This window comes from Rhizobium sp. YTUHZ045 (assembly GCF_051124255.1).
Lineage (GTDB): Bacteria > Pseudomonadota > Alphaproteobacteria > Rhizobiales > Rhizobiaceae > Rhizobium.
Genome location: NZ_CP101432.1, coordinates 4439553 through 4462689 on the forward strand (window position 1 = coordinate 4439553; position 23137 = coordinate 4462689).

24 protein-coding genes are annotated in these 23137 nt (G+C 62.3%); 6 read left to right on the top strand and 18 right to left on the bottom strand.

Features of this window, described 5'->3' with window-relative positions; translation table 11 throughout:
• Nucleotides 1-48 precede the first annotated feature (48 nt).
• The gene (locus NMA58_RS21735; RefSeq protein ID WP_285191959.1) at nt 49-687 is read right to left on the bottom strand and encodes a 5'-methylthioadenosine/S-adenosylhomocysteine nucleosidase; all 639 of its coding nucleotides are present in this window, start codon (nt 685-687) and stop codon (nt 49-51) included.
• Nucleotides 684-1133, bottom strand: a complete 450-nt coding sequence (locus NMA58_RS21740) for a PaaI family thioesterase (protein WP_085776653.1) — start codon at nt 1131-1133, stop codon at nt 684-686. The genes NMA58_RS21735 and NMA58_RS21740 overlap by 4 nt, the downstream gene beginning before the upstream one ends.
• Before the next feature lie 242 nt (nt 1134-1375).
• Between NMA58_RS21740 and NMA58_RS21745 the strand changes: the two genes are divergently transcribed.
• Nucleotides 1376-2452: a DUF2252 family protein gene (locus NMA58_RS21745; protein ID WP_434711886.1), complete on the top strand. Its 1077-nt coding sequence runs from the start codon at nt 1376-1378 to the stop codon at nt 2450-2452.
• Here NMA58_RS21745 and NMA58_RS21750 read toward each other — a convergent pair.
• The 9 genes from NMA58_RS21750 to NMA58_RS21790 all read right to left on the bottom strand — a co-directional run bounded on the left by NMA58_RS21750 (nt 2434) and on the right by NMA58_RS21790 (nt 12633).
• Entirely contained in the window at nt 2434-3531 is a 1098-nt protein-coding gene (locus NMA58_RS21750; RefSeq protein ID WP_434711887.1) for a DUF1513 domain-containing protein, read from the bottom strand. The two genes, NMA58_RS21745 and NMA58_RS21750, sit on opposite strands and share 19 nt — an antisense overlap.
• A gap of 4 nt (nt 3532-3535) precedes the next feature.
• On the bottom strand, nt 3536-4636 hold the full coding sequence (locus NMA58_RS21755; protein ID WP_434711888.1) for an imelysin family protein: 1101 nt from the start codon (nt 4634-4636) through the stop codon (nt 3536-3538).
• Entirely contained in the window at nt 4636-6174 is a 1539-nt protein-coding gene (locus NMA58_RS21760; RefSeq protein WP_434711889.1) for a di-heme oxidoredictase family protein, read from the bottom strand. The genes NMA58_RS21755 and NMA58_RS21760 overlap by 1 nt, the downstream gene beginning before the upstream one ends.
• Nucleotides 6175-6222: 48 nt before the next feature.
• Nucleotides 6223-7500 (bottom strand): imelysin family protein, encoded by a 1278-nt coding sequence (locus tag NMA58_RS21765; protein WP_434711890.1) that lies wholly within the window; start codon nt 7498-7500, stop codon nt 6223-6225.
• Nucleotides 7501-7695: 195 nt separating this feature from the next.
• Entirely contained in the window at nt 7696-8985 is a 1290-nt protein-coding gene (locus tag NMA58_RS21770; protein WP_434711891.1) for an RsmB/NOP family class I SAM-dependent RNA methyltransferase, read from the bottom strand.
• Nucleotides 8986-9129: 144 nt separating this feature from the next.
• Complete coding sequence (locus NMA58_RS21775; protein ID WP_085776661.1) at nt 9130-9492, bottom strand: septal ring lytic transglycosylase RlpA family protein; 363 nt, start codon at nt 9490-9492, stop codon at nt 9130-9132.
• A gap of 409 nt (nt 9493-9901) precedes the next feature.
• Nucleotides 9902-10771 carry an SDR family oxidoreductase gene (locus NMA58_RS21780; protein WP_221113139.1) on the bottom strand — a complete coding sequence of 290 codons (870 nt, stop codon included), beginning with the start codon at nt 10769-10771 and terminating at the stop codon, nt 9902-9904.
• On the bottom strand, nt 10771-11928 hold the full coding sequence (queG, locus tag NMA58_RS21785; RefSeq protein WP_434711892.1) for a tRNA epoxyqueuosine(34) reductase QueG: 1158 nt from the start codon (nt 11926-11928) through the stop codon (nt 10771-10773). Before queG ends, NMA58_RS21780 begins: the two co-directional genes overlap by 1 nt.
• Nucleotides 11929-11940: 12 nt before the next feature.
• The gene (locus tag NMA58_RS21790; protein ID WP_430958189.1) at nt 11941-12633 is read right to left on the bottom strand and encodes a glutathione S-transferase family protein; all 693 of its coding nucleotides are present in this window, start codon (nt 12631-12633) and stop codon (nt 11941-11943) included.
• Between the two features lie 229 nt (nt 12634-12862).
• Here NMA58_RS21790 and NMA58_RS21795 point away from each other — a divergent pair, with 229 nt between their 5' ends.
• Nucleotides 12863-13660, top strand: coding sequence for an undecaprenyl-diphosphate phosphatase (locus NMA58_RS21795; protein WP_434711893.1), 798 nt, complete (start codon nt 12863-12865; stop codon nt 13658-13660).
• 713 nt (nt 13661-14373) lie between these two features.
• Here NMA58_RS21795 and NMA58_RS21800 read toward each other — a convergent pair.
• From NMA58_RS21800 to dnaN, 7 genes are all read right to left on the bottom strand, one after another.
• The gene (locus NMA58_RS21800) at nt 14374-15354 is read right to left on the bottom strand and encodes a complex I NDUFA9 subunit family protein (protein ID WP_434711894.1); all 981 of its coding nucleotides are present in this window, start codon (nt 15352-15354) and stop codon (nt 14374-14376) included.
• A gap of 108 nt (nt 15355-15462) precedes the next feature.
• A complete protein-coding gene (locus NMA58_RS21805) occupies nt 15463-15750 on the bottom strand; it encodes a DUF1330 domain-containing protein (protein WP_064800384.1) in 288 nt (95 codons plus the stop codon).
• 26 nt (nt 15751-15776) lie between these two features.
• Nucleotides 15777-16484 (bottom strand): orotidine-5'-phosphate decarboxylase, encoded by a 708-nt coding sequence (pyrF, locus tag NMA58_RS21810; protein WP_434711895.1) that lies wholly within the window; start codon nt 16482-16484, stop codon nt 15777-15779.
• Between the two features lie 6 nt (nt 16485-16490).
• Nucleotides 16491-17072 carry a histidine phosphatase family protein gene (locus tag NMA58_RS21815; protein WP_434711896.1) on the bottom strand — a complete coding sequence of 194 codons (582 nt, stop codon included), beginning with the start codon at nt 17070-17072 and terminating at the stop codon, nt 16491-16493.
• A gap of 1 nt (nt 17073) precedes the next feature.
• Nucleotides 17074-17673 (bottom strand): phospholipid N-methyltransferase PmtA, encoded by a 600-nt coding sequence (pmtA, locus tag NMA58_RS21820; protein WP_434711897.1) that lies wholly within the window; start codon nt 17671-17673, stop codon nt 17074-17076.
• A 95-nt stretch (nt 17674-17768) separates the two neighbouring features.
• The gene (locus NMA58_RS21825; RefSeq protein WP_434711898.1) at nt 17769-18674 is read right to left on the bottom strand and encodes a DUF72 domain-containing protein; all 906 of its coding nucleotides are present in this window, start codon (nt 18672-18674) and stop codon (nt 17769-17771) included.
• 56 nt (nt 18675-18730) lie between these two features.
• A complete protein-coding gene (gene dnaN / locus NMA58_RS21830; protein WP_183700602.1) occupies nt 18731-19849 on the bottom strand; it encodes a DNA polymerase III subunit beta in 1119 nt (372 codons plus the stop codon).
• A 257-nt stretch (nt 19850-20106) separates the two neighbouring features.
• Here dnaN and rsmI point away from each other — a divergent pair, with 257 nt between their 5' ends.
• The 4 genes from rsmI to gshB all read left to right on the top strand — a co-directional run bounded on the left by rsmI (nt 20107) and on the right by gshB (nt 23040).
• Nucleotides 20107-21024: a 16S rRNA (cytidine(1402)-2'-O)-methyltransferase gene (gene rsmI, locus NMA58_RS21835; RefSeq protein WP_434711899.1), complete on the top strand. Its 918-nt coding sequence runs from the start codon at nt 20107-20109 to the stop codon at nt 21022-21024.
• Nucleotides 21014-21382: a YraN family protein gene (locus tag NMA58_RS21840; protein WP_097599490.1), complete on the top strand. Its 369-nt coding sequence runs from the start codon at nt 21014-21016 to the stop codon at nt 21380-21382. Before rsmI ends, NMA58_RS21840 begins: the two co-directional genes overlap by 11 nt.
• A gap of 119 nt (nt 21383-21501) precedes the next feature.
• A complete protein-coding gene (locus tag NMA58_RS21845; RefSeq protein WP_434711900.1) occupies nt 21502-22005 on the top strand; it encodes a cupin domain-containing protein in 504 nt (167 codons plus the stop codon).
• 87 nt (nt 22006-22092) lie between these two features.
• Entirely contained in the window at nt 22093-23040 is a 948-nt protein-coding gene (gshB, locus tag NMA58_RS21850; protein ID WP_434711901.1) for a glutathione synthase, read from the top strand.
• Nucleotides 23041-23137 lie beyond the last annotated feature (97 nt).

Below are 23137 nucleotides of genomic sequence, written 5' to 3' on the forward strand. Positions count from 1 at the left end.
TATTGTTCCGATTGTCCCCGCGCCGGAGAAGACGCGCGGCGCAGAACTCTAAAACCAGAAAACCCCGTCCTCCAGCGCCGTGAACAGACTGTCGACGCCGTAGGAAAGCTTACGATCGACGATGTGCAGATATTCCGTCCAGCCGGAGATATGCTGCAGTTCGACCGCACCGTCGGAAATGCCGCGCAGGCCGATCAGCGGCAGCTTGTAGCCCTGGCAGGCGCGCAGCACCGCATAGGTTTCCATGTCGACCATGTCGGCGTCGATGTCGCTATAGGCGGTACCCGAGATGACGTTGCCGCCGGTGGAAAGGCTTGCCTCGGGAATGCCGGGGATGCGTAGCGGCAGCTCGAGAGCAGCGGGCAGGTCGAGAAACGGCGTCCTACCCTTTTCGAAACCGAGCGGCGAGGCGTCCATATCGCGATAGGAGACCGAGCTCACCTGATAGACTTCGGTCTGCTCCAGTTTCGCCGAACCGGCCGACCCGAGCGATACCACGAGATCCGGCAGGTCGTCGGCCGCATCCAGCCGTGCCAGGGTTTTGGTCAGCGCGACTGCCGCCTCGACCGGGCCGACGCCCGTCATCAAGGGTTCGATGCGCGAACGCAGGAAGGAGCCGTATTCGGCCTCCGCCGCCATGACGAAAAGCATGGATTTGCCTGCGACCGACTTCAGCTCGAACTTCATCCTGTAATTCCTTCTCTCCCGCGGATGACCATCATCGTTCCGGTCATGGAGGCGATGAGTTTCGCCGGCCCGTCGCTGATCGCGTAGCCTCGCCCGTCGGCGACGATAATGGTGGAGCCGGGTTTGGTGATTTCCCCGCGAAACAGGAAGCGCTCGCCACGCCCCGGCGACATGAGATTGACCTTGAACTCGATTGTCAGGATCGAGGCTTCAGGGTCGATGACGCTGTAGGCGGCAAAGCCGCAGGCCGAATCCAGCGCCGCCGAAATGATGCCCGCATGCAGGATGCCGTGCTGCTGTGTCAGTTTGACGTCGAAGGGAAGCTCGATCTCGACGACGCCGTGCTCGACGCGCGTCAGCTCCGCGCCGATCGTCTGCATCGCCGCCTGGCGCGCAAAATTGCGGCGGATTCGCGCGCGGAAATCGCCCCTGTCAGTCTCGCTCATGGCTACCCCTCTCGAAGCCGGGAAAGTGGCATGGCGGGCCGGATTCGACAAGCTGGACCTTGCCGAAATCCGCCCGGCCGACACCGGAAACCGCAAACCGTGTCGCCGGGGCAACCTTTCGCCATGCGTTGTTGTACCAACCCGCTTCGTCAGCGCCGCCAGCCTCGTGCAATGGCGATTGCAGCTTCGCGCGGAGCGCGTATTCTCGCATCCACACTCGAAAGGATGGATGCATCAGCGGCATGACGACGATATCGCAATCAGTCCGGAATTTCGAGAACTGGCTGAGCGGCGAACTCGGCGACGATCTCGTCAAGAAGGATCTCAGGGAGAAACATAAGAAGATGCGCAGCAACGCGTTCGTCTTCCTGCGCGCCACCTATTGGCGCTGGTGCGAAACCATCCTCGGCATCTGCCAGGAACTTGCAGGCGCACCTGAAGTGCTGGCGATCGGCGACACGCATCTGGAAAATTTCGGCACCTGGCGCGATGTCGAGGGCCGGCTCGTCTGGGGCGTCAATGATTTCGACGACGCGGCGCTCATGCCTTATGCGCTCGACCTCGTTCGTCTGGCGGCAAGCGCCATCCTGGCGCGTGGCGACAATCGTCCGTCCGTCCGCAGAATCGGCGAACTGATCCTCGCCGGCTATCGCAGGGGCCTTGAAAATCCGCTGCCTGTCATCCTCGAGCGCGATTATAAATGGCTGCGCAAGGCATTGGTGCTGCCGAATGCCGACCGCCAGGAATTTTGGGAGAAATACGACACGCTGCGTCCCGGCAAGAAACCGGTGCCTCCCGCCTATATCGAGGCGCTTACCGGTGCATTGCCATCCGGCACAGGTCGCGTCGTGGCCAAGCCGCATCGCGCCGGCACCGGCAGTCTCGGTCGGCCGCGTTTTGTCGCCTATAGCGAATCGCAAGGCGGGCCGGTTCTGCGCGAGGCGAAGGCGCTGGTGCCCTCGGCCTGGTCGCTTTGCCACGGGCCGCAGCATGGGACGATCGATGCAGGCAAGATTGCCGGAGGGCGGATGCGCTCGGCCGATCCCCACTATCAAGTCTCCGGGCGTATCCTCGTACGCCGGCTCTCGCCGAACAGCCGCAAGATCGAGATCGACAAGCACCCGGAAATCCTGCTTGCGCCGACGATGCTCGAGCTGATGGGCTTCGAGATCGCCAACTGCCATTCCGACGATCCAGCGGCGGCCGCGGCGATCCTGGAGGACCTACGGGTGCGCGGGAGCGAATGGCTGCATCAAGCGGCAAGGGCTGCGGCGTCGGCGATCAGTGCCGAGCAGAAGGCCTATGCGCGCGTCGGCTGAGAGATCCGAACGATGTGCTGATCCCAGGCGACGTCGCTGCGGGTCGACAGGAAGTCGCCATCATAGGAGGAGACGGCAAAGCCCTCTTTTGCCGGCGCGATACCCGCGGCATCCGCAATTGCCGTCTCGGCCAGCACCTTGCCCGTCCTCGCGTCGATCGTCACCGAGGCGCCGCCTTTCGGGGAGGTGATGCCGACGAGGCCTTCGCTGCGATTGACGGCGATCGCCCCGACGTAATTGGCAAGCCTGCGCGTCGTCTCCTCCGGCAGTTCGACGAAGGAAAGATCCTCGCCCTTGGCGAAATGGCCGACGAGCGGCGGCAGATCCTTGCGGTGGCCCTCGTACTGGCAGGCGAACCAGATGCGGCCGTCGCCGTCGAGGTCGACGTGGCGGGTCGACAGCTGCGACCATTCGGCCGGCAGCACATGTTTTTCGATCAACGCGCCCGTCGCCGCATCGATCAGGACCAGCGACGGCTGCATCGCCCGGAGATTGAGCTTGGTGCGGCCGAAGTCGGGATGGGTCTCGATGCCGCCATTGGCGACAATGAGAAGGCGTCCGTCATCGGACACGGTCATGTCGTGCGGGCCGATGCCATAGGTCTCGAATTCGCCGATGCGGGTGAAGCGGTCGGTCGCATCGTAGATGCCGATCATGCCGCGATTGCCGTCGAAATCGTTCTCGCTGGCGTAGAGAATGCGGCCATCGGGCGAGAAGACGCCGTGGCCGTAGAAATGCCGGTCTTCCCGGGAGCTGATGACGATCGGCTGACCCTTATCCCGTGGATCGAAGATCATCGCATAGGTGCCGGGCCGGCGCGCAAAGGCGGCGGTCTTGCCGGTGGCGGCGCTGAAGGCCATGCCGTGAGCTCGGGCGGGAAGCGCCACCTGATCGACGATCTCGCCGCGCTCCGTCACCGTCGCGATGGCAAAGGAGCCGTCGGCGGCGCGAATGCCCGAGGCATAGACGGCGTCCGACCGCTCCAACGCCATCAGCGATCTTGGCGTCAAGGCCGCAAGGAAGCCGATCCCTGCCGCCTTGACGAAGCCGCGTCGATCGATCGTGGTGCTTCGTATCATCGCTTCAGTCTCCGTCCGAAAAGGAAAAGCCGGCCGAAAGGCCGATGGCCGAGCCATATTCGTCGCTGATTCTGGTAATCAGCTGGCGGCTGTCGGCGAGCAACGCTTCGAGTTTGGCCTTCTCGGCATCGCTCACGGCGACGTCAATGTCGGGATTGAGCTTCGGCACGCTGTCGAGCAGCGATTTGAAATCCGCGTCGATCGAGGCGGCGACCGACCGCTTGTCCGTCGGCAGAAGCTCGGCCATGCCGGCCTTCTGCCAGAGCGTGCGCAGGCCTTCCAGATTGGCAGCCATCGATTTCCAGGTGTTCTTCGAACGCCAGTAGATGGCCATGCGCGGGCGCGGCGTGGTGTCCTTGCCCTTGTAGAACTGCTCCAGCCGCTGGTCGCGGACATTCTCTGCGCCGTGGACGAGAATGCCGAGGAGCGCAGTCACGGCTTCCTTGTTGTCCATGAAATCATTGCTCTGCGGGCCCGGATGTTTCCAGCTCGCCTGCACGCCATCGGGTTTTTCCCAGGCCGCGACGACTTCGCCTGCCTCACGCTGGATATTGCCGGCGACCGCGGCACCGTAAAGGCAGCGGAATCCGCCCTTCTGCTTGAGGAGATCGTCGGAGCCGTTGCCATAGAGCACATATTCCAGCGCCGTCAGGCCTTGCAGCGCGACGCTCTTGCTGGCGATCGCATCGACGGTCGCGTCCTTAGGATCAGCCTTGGCGATCAGCGCTTGCACCTGCTTCAGGCCGACACCCTTGCGGTCGGGATAGAACAGGATATGCTCGAAGAGATTGTCTTGGATGACGGGCCCTGTCTGGACGATCTCGATGATCGACCAGTAGCGGATCGTGTCGTCGAAGGCGGATTTCGCCTTGTCGAGCGTCTGTTGCGTTCCGCCGTCACAGAGATCCTTCATCGCCGTCGTCAGCCGGGCGGCCGATTGCTGCATGTTGCGATAGCCGGGGCGGATCACCTCATCGACGGCGCGCTGCATGACGGCGGGAACGGCATCCTCATTCAGCCCTGCCGGCGGAGCGGCGGTCTCAGCGGCCGCCGATGTGGCGAGGCCGATCAGAGTGAGGCAGAGCAGGGGGTGCCAAAGGCGCATCAAAGTGACTCCAGGAATGTAATCAGGGCCGCCCGGTCGTCTTTCGACAGGAAGGAAAAAGCGTTGCGGGCCTTTTCAGCTTCGCCGCCATGCCAGAGAATCGCCTCGGTGACGTTTCGCGCACGGCCGTCATGCAGGAAAAAGCTGTGTCCGCTGATAGTCCGGGTCAGTCCTATACCCCATAGCGGCGGCGTGCGCCATTCACGTCCGCTTGCAAGCCCGACCTGTTGCCCATCGGCCAGACCCTCGCCCATGTCGTGCAGGAGAAAGTCGGAATAGGGCCAGATCAGCTGGAAGGATTGCGCCTTTTCGGCTGCATCCCGGCGGGTGACGAATTTCGGCACATGGCAGGAAATGCAGCCGGTTTCGTAAAAAATCCGCTTGCCCCGCAGTGTCTCGGGAAAGCTCGCCTTGCGCCGCGCCGGCACGGCGAGATTTTCGGAATACAAGGTCACGAGGTCGAGAACGGGGCCTGGGGCTTCTTCTGCACCCAGCCGTTTCTGCACCCCGGTCGGCATCTCAAGGCATTTTTCTTCCGGCTTGGTGCAATCGCCATGTGCATCCGGCTGGTCGGGCGTCGAGATGCCGATATCGTTGGCGAAGGCATCGGCGCTCTGATCGCGCACGGTGGCGTTTTGCGCCTTCCAGCCGAAACGACCGAGTGCGATCTTGCCGCTGCGATGGTCGCGCACGATCGCCGCCTTGCCCGAAATGCCGTCGCCGTCTGCATCATTAGGATCGGCATGGGCAAGAATGTCCGTTTCCGGAATGGCTTCGATCAGCCCAAGGCCGATCATCGCCGGCGCCACGCGCGCCGAAATGGTCGTCGCCGTGTCGAGCGGCCCGTAAGCGAGGTTCGTCGCCGTATAATGCGGCCGGCGAAGCGATGCTTTTTCACCGTCGCCGAGCGTCACCGTCTCCACATCATAAGTGATCGCCATCCGGCCTTCTGCGGCAAGGCCGGGCACCGCAAGGTCCTGCAGTTGATGGCCATAGACCGGATCGGGAAAGTTCACGACGTCGGCATTGGCGATCGCCTTTTCTTCCTCCGGCGTGGTCGCCGCGCGTGCCAGACGCAGGAACATCGAGGTGGCGCTTGTGGCCCCCTCCGGCGGTCTGCCCCGGCCGTCATTGACATGGCAGCTCATGCAGGAGCGGGCGTTGAAGAGCGGCCCGAGGCCATCAGAGGCCTGCGTCGAGGAAGGAGCGGAAACCCAGAGCTTGCGAAAGAGCGCATTGCCGAGCTTGAAATTCTGCTCTTCCTCGAAGGGGATGTTGGCGGAAATATGCGAGAAGCTGTCTTCAGTGACGGGATCGATCGAGGTCGCGGCCCCCGCCTGCATCGCTTCATATTGCTCGGCCTTGGAAAAATCCGCCGTCGGCCGCGTGATGTCGGCGACGCGTTTGAGATCGGTCTCGGAGAGGTCGGTGCGTTTGGTTGGCAGGTCGAAACCGCCGGCGATGGCTGCGGAAAATCCGGCAAACATGGCGCAGAGCGCTGCGCTGGCGATCAATCGGCGGGCCGGGGCATGCGACATTTCAAGAGTCCGGGCCGCTCCGGCTGTCGAGGCGGCCCGCCTTTTTGCTTATTTGAAGACGGCGTTAGGATTATCCAAGCTGTCGGAACCTTCAAGCTGAACCGTGCCGAGATCGAGTGCGGCAATAACGCGCTGAATCGACTTCGTCTGGTCGATCAGCCCGTCGATGGCGGCTTGGACGACGGCATTGCCTTCCTTGTTGCCCTCGGCGATCATCTGGTCATACTTCTCGACCGTCTCGCCACGCTTGGCCATGGCGTTCATCGCATCGAGCGTCTTGTTGAGCTTGCCTTCCAGCTCGGCATCGAGCGCCTTGTCCTTGGCGGCGACGAGGTCGTGCAGCGACGGGCCACTGAGCTTGGTGCCGTCGACGCGGGTATAGTTGCCGGTATAGGCGGCGGCGATGCCGATCGCGTCGTTGAGATGCGAATTGTAGGTATTGTCGGAGAAGCAATCATGCTCTTCTTCCGGGTCGTGCAGCAGCAGGCCGAGTTTCATGCGCTCGCCGGCAAGTTCGCCGTAGGAGAGCGAGCCCATGCCGGTCAGGATGGCGACGAGACCGGCCTTCGGATCGGCTTCGACGTTCTTCGTCGCCACCCCGTCCGGCTTCCAGTTGTCGGTCATTTCCTGCAGGTCGGAAACAAGCAGGGTGGAGGCGGACTTCAGATATTCGGCGCGGCGGTCGCAATTGCCGTGCGTGCAGTTCTTGAGGTCGTAATCAGTGGCCGGGCGGTTGCCGGCGCCCGGACCGGTGCCGTTCAGATCCTGACCCCAGAGAAGGAATTCGATGGCGTGGTAACCGGTCGCCACATTGGCTTCGATGCCGCCGGCTTCGGCGAGCGTGCCGGAGAGGAAATCAGGCGTCAGCTTCGAGGCGTCGACATCCTTGCCGTCGATCTTGATCGTCTTGTTGGCGATGACATTGGCCACATAGAGCGAGTTTTCGTCGCTCTCGGTCCCGTAGGCGGCATCGACATAATCGATTAGGCCCTCGTCGAGAGGCCACGCATTGACCTTGCCTTCCCAGTCGTCGACGATCGGATTGCCGAAACGATAGACTTCCGTCTGCTGGTAGGGCACGCGCGCCCTGACCCAGGCATCCCTGGCGGCCTTCAGCGTCTCATCGGTCGGCGCCTTCAGGAAGGCGTCGATGGCGGCGTCGAGCGCCTCGGCCGTCGTCAGCGAGTCCTCGTATTTGGCATGCGCCACTTCGGCATAATGTTTCACCACGGCGCTAGCTTCGGTCTCGGCCTGCGCGGGAAGGGCGAGCAGAGCGGCGGGAGCAATCGCCAGCACGGCTGCGCGGAATTTGCTGTTGAGCTTCATAATCCTCTCCTGTGACGGATCTTCCATCGGGCTCCGTCTCTTCGCGCAAAAGTAAACTGGTGTCAAACGCTCTAGTTTGGAATGATTTTAACTGGGGGCGAGCCGGAACAGCCACTCTTTCAGCTGCATCGGCCTGAAAACACCACCGTCACTTTCCCGAAATGGCGGTCCCAATCTGCGGCTCTCGCGGGGGTCTCAGCCCTTGCGCTGCATGCGGCAGAAGAAGAAGCCGTCCGTATCGGTGGAAGCCGGTGTCAGCGTCACCGTCAGACCATCGGAGGAGTGCGGACGCGGCGCGTCTTTGCCGAAGAGAGCGTCCCAGGCGGGCAGGGCGCTGACGATCTCAAAATCAGCATTCCTGGCCGTAAAGCGGCGCACCTGCTCCTCATTTTCCTGAGGCAGCACCGAGCAGGTGACATAGATCAGCTCACCGCCCGGTTTGACGAAGCCGCTTGCCTGCGCCAGCGCGTCCTGCTGCTGGGCGGTGCGTTCGTCGAGGTTCTTCGCCGTCAGCCGCCATTTCGTATCGGGGCGGCGGCGCCATGTGCCGGTGCCGGTGCAGGGCGCGTCGACCAGCACCTTGTCGCAGCGCCCGGCAAGGCCCGAAAGCCCTCTGGCGTCGTCATGCACCTGGACATTGCGCGTGCCCGCCCGCTTCAGCCGCTCGATGATCGGCGCCAGCCGTTTGCGATCGGCGTCATAGGCGTGAACCTGGCCCTTGTTTTGCATGGCGGCGGCCATGGCGAGCGTCTTGCCGCCGCCGCCGGCGCAATAATCGAGGATCTGTTCGCCATCGCGCGCCAGCACCAGATCGGCGACGATCTGCGAACCCTCGTCCTGAACTTCGAACCAGCCTTTCTGGAACGAAAGCTCGGCTGTCACGTTGGGAAGACGCGAGGCGCCTTCGCCTGCGGCAATCCGGATGCCGTAACGGGCGATCTTCGCCGCATGCGCGCCGGCTCTTTCGAGCGCCTTGACCGCCTTGTCGCGCGAAGCCTTTAAAATGTTGGCGCGCAGATCGAGCGTCGGGCGGGCGGCGAGCGCCTGTGCTTCGGCGAGCCAGCCCGTGCCGAAAGACTGTTCGAAGGAGGATTGAACCCATTCGGGAATATCGCCGCGGATATGCGGCGGCGCGTCTTCGAGCGAGCGGCTGCTAAAGGCGGCAAGGGCTTCGGGTGAAAGTGGCGCCGGCGCGAATTTGTCGTCGGCCAGCTCGGCGGCAAGGCTTTCGGGCGTGAAACCCCATTGACGGAACATGACGGCGTGGGCAATGGCCGCAGCGCTGTCGTCATCCATCAGCCAGGCATGCGAAAGCCGCATGCGCAAGGCGTCGTAGACGATGTTGCCGATCGCGGCACGATCGCCGGAACCGGCGAAGCGATGGGCAAGGCCCCAGTCCTTGAGTGCGTCGGCGACGGGTCGCTTGCGGGCATCGATGTCCGCGAGCACAGAAATCGCCCCTTCGAGGCGGCCGCCCAGACGCATTCACATATCTCCTGTTGCCGTACCGTGCGAACGATCCGCACCCAGAGGTCGGGCGGATTGTTTACAGGTTTCGATCGCGTGGTAACCGCGATTGGCGGCAAGAGCAAGCGCCGCTGACAGTGCAGCCGGTTGCAAGCTCCGGACTTAGCTGATCACTTGGTAGCAGACCTTCGCCGTGCCGGAGCTCACCATGCCGATATTCTGTGCGGCGGCGCGCGACAGATCGAGCACACGGCCGCGGATGAACGGGCCGCGATCATTGATGCGGACGACGACGGTGCGGCCATTGTTGCGGTTGGTGACCTTGACCTTGGTGCCGAATGCGAGCGAACGATGCGCGGCAGTCAAGACGGCGGGGTTCATACGTTCTCCGGAAGCAGTTTTGGAGTGAAGAGCGTACCACGAAGCACCGCCACAGCCATTTGCAGCAAAACCTTCCGCCGGAAGCATGGAAGAGCAGGCTGCAATAGTTGCGGCAGCGATAATAGAACGGCTGATTTTCTTCAAAACGGAGTATCCCTCAACTATTGAACTCGACGCCCTGGCAGGCGGCGGGGCTTAAATCCGCCGAAAAATGGCAAAAAAGTGCCGCATGCGATCACGGAATATTACAGTCTGTAATATTTGCCAGGCCGTTGATAAAAAATGAGAATTTGCCGCGCATGGCGATATAAGAAAAAAACGCAATGAAATCAGCCAAAATTCAAATGATTTTTCCGGGGAAGCCCTAAACTTCGCGGCCCTCACAAAAATCACGGAATATTTTTTCTGACTTCGCCATATTTCCCGCCACATTTGCGCAAATTCAAAGGCTGTTAACCATGATATGCGGCGAGAATTGTTCTGCCAACTGTGCAAAGTAGGAATTTCCTACTCAATTTGGGTGATAACCCCGGTCACCTCAAGCGGCCCGGACTTACCCGCGCCAGCGCCCGTCCTGCCACAATTGAGCAAGCGACATCGGATAGTTCGGGAAGGAAAATCGGAAACCGGCCGCCTTCAGTTTCGCATTGGAAATCCGCTTGTTCTCGCCGTAGAAAGAACGCGCCATCGGCGTCAGTTCGGCGGTTTCGAAAGCCTGTTCTGGAGGCGGCTCGACGCCCATCAGCCGTGCCGCCTCGACGATCACATCCTGCGGCGGCCCAGGCTGGTCGTCGGTGACATTATAGATGCCGCCGAGCCCGCGCTCCGACAGGAAGCGCGCCGCCGCGCCGATATCCTCGACGCGGATGCGGTTGAAGACCTGGTCCTTCTTGATCAGCCGCCGCGCCGTGCCTTTTTCTAGGTTGCAGAAGGCATTGCGGCCCGGCCCGTAAATCCCGGAAAGCCGCAGCACGGCCGCCGGCACGCCGCGCCTCGCGCCCATTGCCAGCCAGCCCTCTTCCGCCTCGAGCCGCTCCTTCGACCGTCCGGAGACGGGCACGCAAGGTGTTTCCTCGTCGACCCATGCGCCCTTGTGATCGCCATAGACGCCGACGGTGGAGAGATAGCCGATCCATTCAAGCCTCGGCAGCAGGCTCGCGCCGTCCTTATCGAGCAGCCGCAGCAGCGGGTCAGCCTTTCCGGGCGCGATCGACTGCACGAGATGGGTGACATCGGCCAAAGCCCGGACGAGCTGCTCTTCCAAGGTTTCGCCATCGAACAGGAATGCCTCGATGCCGGCGCGGCGCAGCGCTTCCATCTTCTCTGCCGAACGGGTCGTTCCGGACACGCGCACGCCGTCGCCGGCGAAGGCCTTGGCGATCGCCGTACCGGAAAAACCGCAGCCGAAGATCATCACATGCATCAGCCCACTCCTGCCAGGCGCCATTCGTTCAGGACATTATCGTCGCTCTCATCAGCCCTTTTTGCGGCAAAGGCCCAGAATTCGTCAGCCTTCATCAGCCTTGAAAGCGCCCAGACCGCCATCCCCCGCACCACCGGCGAGGCGTCGTCGGCGAGTAGGCGGCATTGCGGGATGAGCGCCCTCTCGCGGGAATTCCCGGCGGCGATCAGCACGTTGCGGATGAAACGGCCGCGGCCGATCCGCTTGACCGGCGAGCCGCTGAAAAAGGAGCGGAAGGCGGCGTCGTCGAGCGTCAGCAGAAAGGCGATCGACGGCTCCTTCAGCTCTTCGCGCGCCTGCAGCTTCATTTCGGAGGCGGAGCTTGCGAACTTGTTCCAGGGGCAGGCGGCGAGACAGTCGTCGCAGCCATAGATGCGGTTGCCGATCAGCACCCGCAGCTCGGGGTCGATTGGCCCCTTGTGTTCGATGGTGAGATAGGAGATGCAGCGCCGCGCGTCGATCTGGTAAGGCGCCGGAAAGGCGGCGGTCGGACAGATGTCGAGACAGGCGCGGCAGGAGCCGCAATGATCGATTTCCGGCGCATCGACGGCAAGATCGGCGGTGGTGAACATCGTGCCGAGAAACAGCCACGAACCATGCGTGCGGCTGACGAGATTGGTGTGTTTGCCCTGCCAGCCGATACCGGCCGCCGCCGCCAACGGCTTTTCCATGACCGGCGCGGTATCGACGAACACCTTCACATCGGCGCCGGCCCGCGCCGCAAAGCGGGTGGCGATCTCCTTCAACCGGCCTTTGATGAGGTCGTGATAATCGCGATTGCGGGCATAGACGGAGATCGCCGCTTTGTCGGGCTTGTCGAGGATGCCGCGCGGATCTTCTTCCGGGGCGTAGTTAAGGCCGAAGACGACGACGGATCGCACCTCGCTCCAGAGGGTCAGCGGATCGCCGCGCCGCTCGCGCGTCTCCGCCATCCACTCCATCGTCCCGTGCCGGCCGGCATCGATGAACTCACCGAGACGCCGTTTGGCTTCGGGGATCGCGTCAGGGCGCGTGATGCGGCAGAGATCGAAGCCCTTCGCGACCGATTCCGCCCGAACGAAGTCGGTCAAATTGTCGCGGCGCCGCCGCTCTTTGTCGTCTCTATAAGCTTCGGGCATGAAGAGCCCTCGTCAGAAATCCAGATCGGCATAGTGTGAAACGGGGGTCAGGCCGCGCACGCGCTCGGTGAGCATCGGCCGGAAGGAGGGACGCGATTTCAGCCGCTGATACCACTCCTTGACGACGGGGGCTTCGGCCCACTCGATCTCGCCGAGATAATCGAGGATCGAGATCGAGGCGGCGGCGGCGAGATCGGCATAGCTCATCCGCTCTCCCGCCAGCCATTGGCGCGAGCCGGCAAGCCAGGTGAGATAACGCATATGCTGGCGGATATTCGCGCGGGCCGTGCGCAAAATCTTCGAATCCGGCGCTCCGCCGCCCTGATCGGCGGTCATCTGCAACTTGTAGACACGCTCACGTGCGAGCGGCTTTGTCACGTCGTTTTCCATCTTCTGCATGAACCATTCGGTCAGCCGGCGGATTTCCGCCCGCTGGAATGGATCCTCGGCGAGCAGCCGCCGGTCGCGTTTCAACACCCCGTGCGTCTCGTCGAGATATTCGGAAATGACGCTGGCGCCACAGAGCGCGCGCATGCTGTCGTCGACATAGACCGGCAGCGTGCCGGCCGGATTGAGCGCCAGGAAATCCCGGCGCTTCTCCCATGTCTGCTCCTCGATCAGATCCGCCTGATAGCCGTATTCCGCCAGGATCAGCCGGACGAAGCGGGATGCGGATGACATGGGATGATGATAAAGCGTGGGCATCGATACTCGGGCTTTGTGATTGCTGTTACAGGACTGTGTGGCAGCTCGTTTATAGCGCCTTAGTCGTGACTCATTGGTTGAAGCTATAGGAGCTTGGCCCCGCCAATACAAGCGAATCGGATTTTACCCCATCTGACGATGGCAAAACACGGTCTAACGAACGAATGGAAACGGCAGCCTGATCGACCCAAGCGATCAGGCCGACCGAACTTTAAACCGGAGACAATGTATGGATTATATCAATGCCGCAATTCTCGGTGTCATAGAGGGGATCACCGAATTTCTGCCGATCTCGAGCACCGGCCACCTGATCATTGCCGAGCAGTGGCTCGGACACCGCTCGGACATGTTCAATATCGTCATTCAGGCGGGCGCCATCCTCGCCGTCACCATTATCTACTGGCGCCGCCTGCTGGATCTGGTGCTCGGCTGGCGCGAGCCTGAGAATCGGGACTATGCCGCCAAACTGATCGTCGCATTTCTCATCACCGCAATCCTAGGCCTCGTCGTCAAGAAGCTCGGCTTCGAACTTCCCGAGACCGCCACGCCGATCGCCTGGGCGCTCATCATCGGCGGCATCTGGATGATCTTTGCCGAATGGGCCGCCGCGCGCCGGCCGCCGCATAAGAAGATCACCTGGCTTGTCGCCATCCTGGTCGGCATCGCCCAGATCGTTGCCGGTGTCTTTCCGGGCACGTCACGCTCCGGCGCCACGATTTTCGTCGCCCTGCTGGCCGGCACCGGCAATCGCGCCGCGGCGACCGAATTTGCCTTTCTCGTCGGCATTCCCACAATGTATGCCGCAAGCGGCTATGAACTGCTGAAGACCTTCAAGGACGGCGGCGCGGCAGGTGAAGACTGGACGGCGCTCGCCATCGCTTTCGTGGTCTCCACGATCGTCGCTTTCATCGCCGTCAAATGGCTGCTCGCCTATATCAGGAGCAACCGTTTCACGCTGTTTGCCATCTACCGCATCATTCTCGGCGTCCTGCTGCTCGGCATGGCCGCGACCGGCTTGATCGCCTGAGGCATCTGCGACTGCATTCGCGCAACTCCCGGCGCGAATGCATTGCCCTGTCGGAATTTGGCGCACGATACCCGCTCGCCGGCAAGCGTCGAGTTTTCAGAACATCTTGAGAGGAAGGACGCTCGTCGCCGCTTTTGAAGCAGGCAATATCGAGCCGTCATTGCGGAACGCCTTGTTCGGCGTTCCCGATTGCTTGTCTTTTGGATGCCGGCGCAAGGCGCCGGCCTTTTCGTCAATGGCTGATCGAAGCCGTCGAGCAAGGATCGACGCCGTAAGCCGGCGAGCAGTCGCCCTTGACCGCCGCGACCGAACCGGGCGCAACGAAGGAACCTGCCATGATAATCAGCGCCGCACACGCAAAAAGGAGCGCGATTGACTTGCCCATCGAGAAATGCCTTTCACAGTGATTGCCGCACGCCTTCGCAGACGTTGAGTCCGTTGGAAGGCGCGGGGTTTGGTAGTCAGTGGAATGACAAATAGCAATAAACGTTCCTGCTAAATTTGGCGTTAATTCCACAAAATTTCCGCTGCGCCTTTTATGCAACGCTGCTCGATATGGCTGGCAGGAAAACATGCCGAGCTTGCGCCGGCATGGCAGAGCCGCACGCCCCTTCAAAACGCCCAAAGGACGCCATAACGGTTAAGGTGCTGCGGCAAAGCAAACGCCGCCCGCGGGACCGGCGGACGGCGTTATCGTTTCTCGGCAAAGATGGTCAGGCGGCCTTGCCGGAGCCGGTATACTGGCCGTGCGGACGGTACTGCACGAGATAGGAGCCGAGCACCGATGCCGGCATTGTTGGTGTGATGCCGAGTCCCTTCAGCGTGCGGCCTTCCGCCTCGGCTTCTGGGGAAACGACGTTGTCGCGCTTGAGCAGGCGCACCTGGTCGGGCGTGATCGGCGGCGTCACGAAGGGGATCAGCGAGGCGATGCTGCCGATCAGCGAAGCCAGGCCGAAGGGCAGGGACACCAGCCGATTCTTGCGGCACGTCACCTTCAGCATCGTCTCGAGACATTCGCGGAAGCTCAGCACCTCGGGCCCGCCGAGCTCATAGATCTTGCCGCCGGCAACCCTGCCATCGACGGCGCGGGCAACCGCCTCGGCGACGTCCTCGACATAAACAGGCTGGAATTTCGTCTTGCCGCCGCCGACCAGCGGCAGGACGGGCGACATGCGAGCCATGTCGGCAAACTTGTTGAAAAAGCTGTCCTCCGGCCCGAAGACGATCGATGGACGGAAGATCACCGCATCAGGCTTGATGGAGAGGATGGCCGCTTCCGCGCGGCCTTTGGTGCGGCCGTAATCCGAATCGGAGTTGGCATTGGCGCCGATGGCCGAAATATGGGTGAGGGTCGCGCCGGCATTGCGCGCCGCTTCGGCAACCGCGCGGGCGCCGAATTCCTGCACCGCGTCGAAAGTGTTGCGGCCGGTCTCATGCAGAATACCGACGCAGTTGACGACGTGGCTGGCGCCCTCGACGGCACGGTCGATCGAGTTGCGATAGCGCAGGTTCGCCTGCACGAAGGAAATCTGGCCGACATTGCCGAGCGGCTGCAGGAAGCCGGCGAGATCGGGCCGGCGCACGGCGACGCGGATGCGATAGCCGCGCTTGGCGAGCGCCCGCACCACGTGCCTGCCCACAAAGCCGGAGCCTCCGAACACGGTGACGAGCGGCGGCAGATTGGCAAGGGTCATGGCAGGTTCCTCGAAAGGCTTGGGGATGCTTTGTCGGCACCGTATTAGCCCAATCTCGAGGCGACGGGAAGGCCTATCGCGCCGTCGGTTTTTGGCTATGCGCGCAGCTTAGACGCCTTCGACGACGACCATTTCCGCATCCGCCACTTCCTGGCGGATCTTGGCGGCGATCTGGTACTCCGGCGAATTGTAGCAATCCACCGCATGCTGCATTGAAGGGAATTCGATTACGACGTTGCGGGCGCGCGCCTTGCCTTCGAGTTCGGTGATGGCGCCGCCGCGCGCCAGGAAATTTGCGCCATATTTTTCGAAAGCCGGTTTGGCCGCCGCCACGTAATCCTTGTAGCGCTCGGCGTCGCGAACATCGACGCGAGCGATCCAATATGCCTTGGCCATGATCTTCTCCCTTGTGCTTTTTGAATTCACCGGTTTGCCGGCCAGAGCGCGCTCACCATCTCGTTGAGGACAGCGCGGGCCGCCTCTTTCGGATCGGGCGCCTTGACGATCGGCCGGCCGACGACGAGATGGGTTGATCCCGCTTTCAGCGCATCGAACGGTGTCATCACCCGCTTCTGGTCGCCCTTGTCACTGCCGGCCGGGCGAATGCCGGGCGTGACGATCGCCATGTCGGGACCGACGACCTCCCGCACCTCGGCCGCCTCCGCCGCCGAGCAGACGACGCCGCCCATGCCGGCGGCGCGCGCCTGTCCGGCGCGGCTGAGCACCAGGCTGTGCGGGTCCTGGCTATAGCCGGCCTCGGCAAGATCCTCGGCATCCATCGAGGTCAGCACGGTGACGCCGAGCAGGCAGAGGCCGGAGCCGGCCGCGGCCTGCACCGCCGCTCTCATCGCCTTCGGATAAGCATGCAGCGTCAGCATCGACATGCCCATCTTGGCGATATTCTCGACGCCCGACGCGACCGTGTTGTCGATGTCGAGCAGCTTCATGTCGAGAAAGATCTTCTTGCCGCTGGCGGCAAGGTCGCGGGCGAATTCCAGCCCGCCGGCAAAGACCAGCTGATAGCCGATCTTGTAAAAGAGAATGTCGTCGCCGAGCGTGGAAACCAGTCTTTCCGCCTCGCCGATCGTTGGAACATCCAAGCCGACGATCAACCGCTCGCGTGCGTCCATGTGAAGTCACCCCCGCCAGTCTTCGATGGGCGTCCAGTCGCATGTTAGGCCGAGATCCGCAAGGCCGAAAGCATAGAGATTGCCGCCGCCCCCCGGCTGGTCGCGGTCGCGGGCAATCGGCCGCCCCGCCAGATGGCATTTGAGCAGCGTGCCGACGCCGCCATGACCGACAAAGGCGATCGGTGCGGCCGGATCATGCGTGGCGAGAACGGCCTTGACCGCCGCCACGATGCGGGCCTGCGCGTCAACGGCGCGTTCCCAGCCTTGGAAGCTTTTTTCCGGATGGGCAAAGAACCAGTTGGCCGCCTCTTCGAATTGCGGCGGCGGCAGGAAGCCGGTCGCCGACCGGTCGTTCTCGTGCATGCCATGCACGATCTCGATGCTGATACCGGAGGCGGCCGTCAGAATTTCGGCCGTCTCGATCGCCTTCGTCTCGTCGCTGGAGACGATGCGGGTCAGCCGTTTGGCCCAGCCGCTCTCGGCAGCTTTGCGGGCGCGCGCAGCCCCGACATCGGAAAGGCCCCATTTCGGCACGGGAACATTCGCATCGATCTTGACTTGCGGGTGGGTGATATAAAGTCCGAACATCTCAGCCGCGGCGGTAGATCCAAAGCTGCGCCGGAGGGATGTTGCGCATGACGAAGTCGAAGTGCTGAATGTGATACCGATCGGGATTGGCGGCGATCGGCGAAATCGCGCCATAGGAGATCTGCACCACAGGCCGGCCGGCAGGCAGGCGGTCGAGCAGGCTTTCGAGCAGAGAGACGCGCATCGACATCGGAAAATTCAAGAGCGGAATGCAGGAGATGACGCAATCGAACGTCCGGTCGCCGTAGTCGCCGAGCGTGGTTTGGAGATCGAAAGCATCGCCGTTGATGAAGTGCACGCCGGGATAGGTCCGCAGCAGATGCTGGTGGAAGTCCGTCGAATATTCGATTGCGACCAGATTTTCCGGTTTCACGCCCCGGCCGAGGATGGCCTTGGTGATGGCACCAGTGCCCGGGCCGAGTTCCAGCACTGGCAGCCCCGAATGCATATCGATGACGCTGGCCATGCGCTTGGCGGTAATCGAAGAGGTCGGCACGATCGAGCCCACCGTCTTCGGCCCCTGCATCATGCCCCGGAAGAAACGGATTTCCTCATCAAATCTCTTCCCGAGGTGTTCCTTCACCTTGACCCGTAAGCGCATTCTCCACCCATCCGCATGTTGATCGACTGTCTTAATATGCCGCTTGTCGCTCCCGGGACAAGGATTTTCGCAACGAGAACATCGACATCAACAGCTCATGCGGCCTTTCGCTGGGAACGAGGCATGAGGTCGGCAAGTCTTTCGCTCAAATGGCCGGCGTCAACAGGGGCGCGAAGTTTCTTATCGGTGTTGTCGAAATAAAGATAGACGTCGCGGCCCTTGGCTCTCGCCGGCAGCGGCGCAAGGATCCGCGTCGCATTCTCTGGTTCTCCGCCCGTTGCCCAGGCGCGGATGCGTTCCGCCCATAGATCGAGCGCTTCGTCTTCATAGCCGCTGACATAGAGCTGTTCGGACCCATGCAGACGGCAATAGATGAAGTCGGCGGTGATATCCATCAGCAACGGCCATTTCACCGTATCGGCGCAGACCAGCGCGGCCTTGTGTCGCCGGAGCATTTCGATGAACTCGGCTGAGCGGAAGCTGTCGTTGCGAATTTCGAACGCATGGCGGATCGGCTGGTGTCCGTCGCTTTTGAGCCATGCCTGTTTGAGGCGCTCGTCATGCCGCCTGGCAAGCGTTATCGCCGCATCATGATCATGCGGCAGTAGCGACAGGAAATTTTCGAAACGATCAGCATCGAAGACCATGTTGGCCGGAAATTGCCAGAGGATCGGCCCGAGCTTGGGGCCGAGCCTGAGCAGGCCCGAGGCGAAGAAATTGGCAAGCGGCGCTTCGATCTCCCTCAGGCGCCGCACATGGGTGAGGAAGCGCGGCCCCTTGACCGCAAAGACGAAATCATCTGGCGTTTCGTCCCGCCAGCGGCCGAAGCTGTCGGGTCTCTGCAGCCCATAGAAGGTGCCGTTGATCTCGATCGAACGGAAGTGACGGGCAGCGTAGGAAAGCTCCTGCTTCTGCGCCAGTCCTTCCGGATAGAATTGCCCGCGCCAGGGCGCATAGGTCCAGCCTGAAATGCCGATGCGCACCGCTCCCGTCTTATTCATTCTGGAATCCTCCTGTTCGACAGGAGGAAAACCGAAAGCGGTCGCCTTCGTTCCCGTCAGACGCGCATCGGCATCAAGACGTAGAGCGCGTCGTCACCGGCGGTGTCGCGGATCAGTGTCGGCGAGCCGGCGTCGGCCAGCAGGAAGATCGCTTCCTCGCCGGAAAGCTGCGCGGTGATGTCGAGCAGATATTTGGCGTTGAAGCCGATTTCCATCGCATCCGTGTCGTAGCCGACGGCGACTTCTTCCGTTGCGCTGCCGGAATCGGGGTTGTTGACGGTTAGCATCAGCTGACCGTCGGACAGCGCCAGCTTCACGGCGCGCCCGCGCTCGGAGGAGATCGTCGAGACGCGGTCGACGGCCTGGGCGAAGGTCGTGCAATCGACGCGCATTTCCTTGTCGTTGCCGGTGGGAATGACACGCTGGTAATCCGGGAAGGTGCCGTCGATCAGTTTCGAAGTCAGGACGATCGAGCCAATCGTCATGCGGATCTTGGCGTCGGAAACTTCGACGGTGACGATCGCTTCCGGATTGTCGACCAGCTTCTGCAGTTCCCCGACGGTCTTGCGTGGAATGATGATGCCGGGCATGCCCTCGGAGCCCGACGGCGCGTCGACATCGGCGCGGGCCAGCCGATGGCCGTCGGTCGCGACCGCCCTGAGCTTCAGCTCACCATTGCTCTCGATCGTGTGGAAGAAGATGCCGTTCAGATAATAACGTGTCTCTTCCGTCGAGATCGCAAACTGGGTGCGGTCGATCAGCATCTTCAGATCGGTCGCCTTCAGCTTGAAGGAGTGCGTGAAGGTGCCGGCGGTCAGATCCGGGAAATCGGATTCCGGCAGGCACTGCAGCGAGAATTTCGAGCGGCCGGACTGGACGGTCATGGAGCCGCCGTCGGTGCTGGTCGCCAGCAGCACTTCGGCGCCATCGGGAAGCTTGCGCACGATATCGTAAAGAAGATGGGCGGGAACGGTGGTGGCGCCTGCTTGTTCGACGCTTGCCGGCGTTGCCTCGGTGATTTCGAGGTCGAGGTCGGTCGCCTTCATGTCGAGGTTCTGGCCGTCGGCCTTGAGAAGTACGTTGGACAGGATCGGGATCGTGTTGCGACGCTCGACCACACGGTGGACGTGGTTCAGCGATTTCAGAAGGTTTGACCGCTCAATAGTAATACGCATGGGATGCTACCGCTTTCGACCGTGACTGCCCGGGCGCATCGAAGGCCCGAAGAATGCTTTCCCGATTTAGGTCGGGGGAGTGGAGGGGCAAAATGGCAGACTTCAGCATTGGATGGCAAGAGGCATGGACGGCTGAGCCCCCGCATTTCAGGTTTTCCGGCGCAATCCTCACAGAAATCCCAACCCTTGCCGAAGCGCCGCCGCTCGCCCATAAAGGCCCGATGACGGGCGAAGGCCGTCGGGACGAAGGTTAAGGCATGAACGAGCAAACCACAGCCGAGGACGCCAGCCGGCGAAGCTTCCGCCTGCACAACATGGCGGTGCCAGCGCGGCCGCTGGAGCCGGCCCTCTATCTCGTCGCAACTCCCATCGGCAATCTCGGGGACATCACGCTGCGCGCATTGGAAACGCTGGCCGGCGCCGACGTGCTTGCATGCGAGGATACGCGTGTCACCCGCGTTCTGCTCGATCGCTACGGCATCCAGAACCGCCCTTTCGCTTACCACGAGCACAATGCCGACGAAGCCGGCCCGCGGCTCATCCAGGCGCTCGAAGCCGGCCGCTCGGTGGCGCTGGTGTCCGATGCCGGCACGCCGCTCGTCTCCGATCCCGGCTACCGGCTGGCTCGGCAGGCAATTGCCGCCGGTTACCGCGTCATTCCCATTCCAGGCGCCTCGGCTCCGCTCGCCGCCCTTGTTGGTTCCGGCCTGCCGAACGACGCCTTCCTCTTTGCCGGCTTTCTGCCAGCCAAGGACAAGGCCCGCCGCGATCGTCTCAGTGAATTTGCCGCAGCTCCGGCGACGCTGATCTTCTTTGAGTCACCGCATCGCATCGCTGCCACGCTTCTTGCTGCCGCCGATGTGCTCGGCCCGGCCCGGCCGGCTTGCGTCTGCCGCGAATTGACCAAGACCTATGAAGAATTCCGCCGCGGCACGCTGTCCGAACTCGCCGCCCATTACCAGCAGGTGGAAAACGTCAGGGGCGAGATCGTCCTCGTCGTCGGCCCGCCGCAGCCGGTAGAAACCTCCGAGGCCGATGTCGAAGCCGTGCTCGCCGACCTCTCGATGTCGATGCCGACGGCAAAGGCTGCGACCGAGGCCGCCCGTCTCACCGGCCTGCCGCGCAAGGCGCTCTACCAGCGCCTGCTGGAGATGAAGGGCGGCAATGGGAGATAAGGAGCTTACCGCCATCAAACGGAAGGCGCTACGCCGCGGCCGCATGTCGGAATATGTCGCCGCCGCCTTCCTGATGCTGAAGGGATACCGTATCCTGGCGCTGCGCCACCGCACCAGGCTCGGCGAGATCGATATCGTCGCCCGCAAGGGCGATCTCGCCGTCTTCGTCGAGGTCAAGGCCCGCCATGGCGAGGCTGCGGCGATCGACGCCGTCTCTGTCGCCGCTCAGAAGCGCATCCGGGCGGCAAGCGATCTGTGGCTCGCCCGCCAGGCGGATCAGGCCCGCCTTTCCCAGCGCTACGATATCGTCGCGGTCATGCCCGGCCGGCTGCCACGGCACTTTCCCGACGCCTTCTGAGCGCTTTCAGCCCGGTCGAGTTTCCGGATTGTTAAAATTTTAGTCCCCCGTTGAACGAGCTCCTTACGACTTTCTGCTACCCACCGTCGCAATAGGGGTTGAGATTTGGGGGTTGTTGCGTGGCCTTGAAGATGATGCTCGCAAGCGCGGTCGCCATGGCGGCGCGCTCGGTGCCGTATATTGCGCTGAAGCCGGCCGGGAAATCCTTCGTCGCCCATGCGAGCGACCACCTGCCGCTGAAATCAACGCCGATCAATCCCGACTGGATCATCAGCGGCAATCCTGAAGCCCGGACCGCCGAACATTCGCGCGGCCATGACGAGGCGTCGCTGACCGCAATCTGGGACTGCACGGCGGGCGAATTCCGCTGGTATTTCGGCTGGGACGAGACCGTGATGATCCTCGAAGGCGAGGTCCATATCACCGCCGAGGATGGCACGGAACGAACCTTGCGCACCGGCGACGTCGCCTTTTTCGCCGGTGGAACCTGGGCGAGCTGGCGGGTCGACAACTATGTTCGCAAGGTCGCCTTCCTGCGCAAGCCTTTCCCGAAGCCTCTGGCGATCGCCTATCGTCTGCGCAACATGCTGCGCAATGGCGGCAGCCAGGGCATCGCCGCCTGAAAGTTGCGAACGCCCGAAGCCCTTGATGACCGTTGCGTTTAATGCCGGGCCGACCTACATCTGTCCGGCATTCAGCGAGGGACGGAAATGGCCAAGATCACCAATGTAGCGGTCCAGATGGATCATGTCGCCGGCATCAATATCGCAGGTGACTCCACCTTCGCCATGAGCCTGGAAGCGCAGGCGCGCGGCTACAGGCTCTTCCATTACACCCCCGAGCGCCTGAGCTTTCGCGACGGCAAGCTCTTTGCGAGCGTCGAGCCCATGGTGCTGCGCGACGTCAAGGGTGATCACTTCGAGCTTGGCGCACCCGAGCGCGTCGATCTTTCGACCATGGATGTGGTGCTGCTGCGCCAGGATCCGCCCTTCGACATGGCCTATATCACCTCGACGCATCTGCTCGAGCGCATCCACCCGAAGACGCTCGTTGTCAACGATCCGGCCTGGGTTCGCAATTCGCCGGAGAAGATCTTCGTCACCGAATTCTCCGACCTGATGCCGAAGACGCTGATCACCAAGGATCCGGCCGAAATCCGCCGCTTCCGTGACGAGATGGGCGACATCATCCTGAAGCCGCTCTATGGCAATGGCGGCGCCGGCGTCTTCCATTCTACCCGCGACGACCGCAATCTCTCCTCGCTCTTGGAAATGTTCGGCCAGCTTTTCCGCGAGCCCTTCATCGCCCAGCAATATCTGCCCGACGTGCGCAAGGGCGACAAGCGCATCATCTTGGTCGACGGCGAGTTCGCCGGCGCGATCAACCGCGTGCCGGCCGAACATGACAGCCGCTCCAACATGCATGTCGGCGGCCGCGCCGAGGCGACCGAATTGACGCCGCGCGAGAAGGAAATCTGCGCCCGCATTGGCCCCGCGCTGAGGGAACGCGGGTTCCTGCTCGTCGGAATTGACGTAATCGGACATTACATGACCGAGATCAACGTAACCTCGCCGACAGGCATCCGCGAGGTCAGGAAGTTCGGCGGCGCCGATATAGCAAGCCTGCTCTGGGACGCGATCGAGCGCAAGCGCGGCTGAGGCCGCGATCGGGTACAACCGCGTCCGCCACCGATTATCTGCCTGCGTTCTTTTGTTGTTCTTGTTTTAGTCCCGCTTCCGTGCAAGATTGCAACCG

Bases quoted from the DNA above. Each gene is read 5' to 3' on its own strand.
- NMA58_RS21735 (WP_285191959.1), bottom strand. From the start codon at position 687: ATGAAGTTCGAGCTGAAGTCGGTCGCAGGCAAATCCATGCTTTTCGTC.
- NMA58_RS21740 (WP_085776653.1), bottom strand. From the start codon at position 1,133: ATGAGCGAGACTGACAGGGGCGATTTCCGCGCGCGAATCCGCCGCAAT.
- NMA58_RS21745 (WP_434711886.1), top strand. From the start codon at position 1,376: ATGACGACGATATCGCAATCAGTCCGGAATTTCGAGAACTGGCTGAGC.
- NMA58_RS21750 (WP_434711887.1), bottom strand. From the start codon at position 3,531: ATGATACGAAGCACCACGATCGATCGACGCGGCTTCGTCAAGGCGGCA.
- NMA58_RS21755 (WP_434711888.1), bottom strand. From the start codon at position 4,636: ATGCGCCTTTGGCACCCCCTGCTCTGCCTCACTCTGATCGGCCTCGCC.
- NMA58_RS21760 (WP_434711889.1), bottom strand. From the start codon at position 6,174: ATGTCGCATGCCCCGGCCCGCCGATTGATCGCCAGCGCAGCGCTCTGC.
- NMA58_RS21765 (WP_434711890.1), bottom strand. From the start codon at position 7,500: ATGAAGCTCAACAGCAAATTCCGCGCAGCCGTGCTGGCGATTGCTCCC.
- NMA58_RS21770 (WP_434711891.1), bottom strand. From the start codon at position 8,985: ATGCGTCTGGGCGGCCGCCTCGAAGGGGCGATTTCTGTGCTCGCGGAC.
- NMA58_RS21780 (WP_221113139.1), bottom strand. From the start codon at position 10,771: ATGCATGTGATGATCTTCGGCTGCGGTTTTTCCGGTACGGCGATCGCC.
- queG (WP_434711892.1), bottom strand. From the start codon at position 11,928: ATGCCCGAAGCTTATAGAGACGACAAAGAGCGGCGGCGCCGCGACAAT.
- NMA58_RS21790 (WP_430958189.1), bottom strand. From the start codon at position 12,633: ATGCCCACGCTTTATCATCATCCCATGTCATCCGCATCCCGCTTCGTC.
- NMA58_RS21795 (WP_434711893.1), top strand. From the start codon at position 12,863: ATGGATTATATCAATGCCGCAATTCTCGGTGTCATAGAGGGGATCACC.
- NMA58_RS21800 (WP_434711894.1), bottom strand. From the start codon at position 15,354: ATGACCCTTGCCAATCTGCCGCCGCTCGTCACCGTGTTCGGAGGCTCC.
- NMA58_RS21805 (WP_064800384.1), bottom strand. From the start codon at position 15,750: ATGGCCAAGGCATATTGGATCGCTCGCGTCGATGTTCGCGACGCCGAG.
- pyrF (WP_434711895.1), bottom strand. From the start codon at position 16,484: ATGGACGCACGCGAGCGGTTGATCGTCGGCTTGGATGTTCCAACGATC.
- NMA58_RS21815 (WP_434711896.1), bottom strand. From the start codon at position 17,072: ATGTTCGGACTTTATATCACCCACCCGCAAGTCAAGATCGATGCGAAT.
- pmtA (WP_434711897.1), bottom strand. From the start codon at position 17,673: ATGCGCTTACGGGTCAAGGTGAAGGAACACCTCGGGAAGAGATTTGAT.
- NMA58_RS21825 (WP_434711898.1), bottom strand. From the start codon at position 18,674: ATGAATAAGACGGGAGCGGTGCGCATCGGCATTTCAGGCTGGACCTAT.
- dnaN (WP_183700602.1), bottom strand. From the start codon at position 19,849: ATGCGTATTACTATTGAGCGGTCAAACCTTCTGAAATCGCTGAACCAC.
- rsmI (WP_434711899.1), top strand. From the start codon at position 20,107: ATGAACGAGCAAACCACAGCCGAGGACGCCAGCCGGCGAAGCTTCCGC.
- NMA58_RS21840 (WP_097599490.1), top strand. From the start codon at position 21,014: ATGGGAGATAAGGAGCTTACCGCCATCAAACGGAAGGCGCTACGCCGC.
- gshB (WP_434711901.1), top strand. From the start codon at position 22,093: ATGGCCAAGATCACCAATGTAGCGGTCCAGATGGATCATGTCGCCGGC.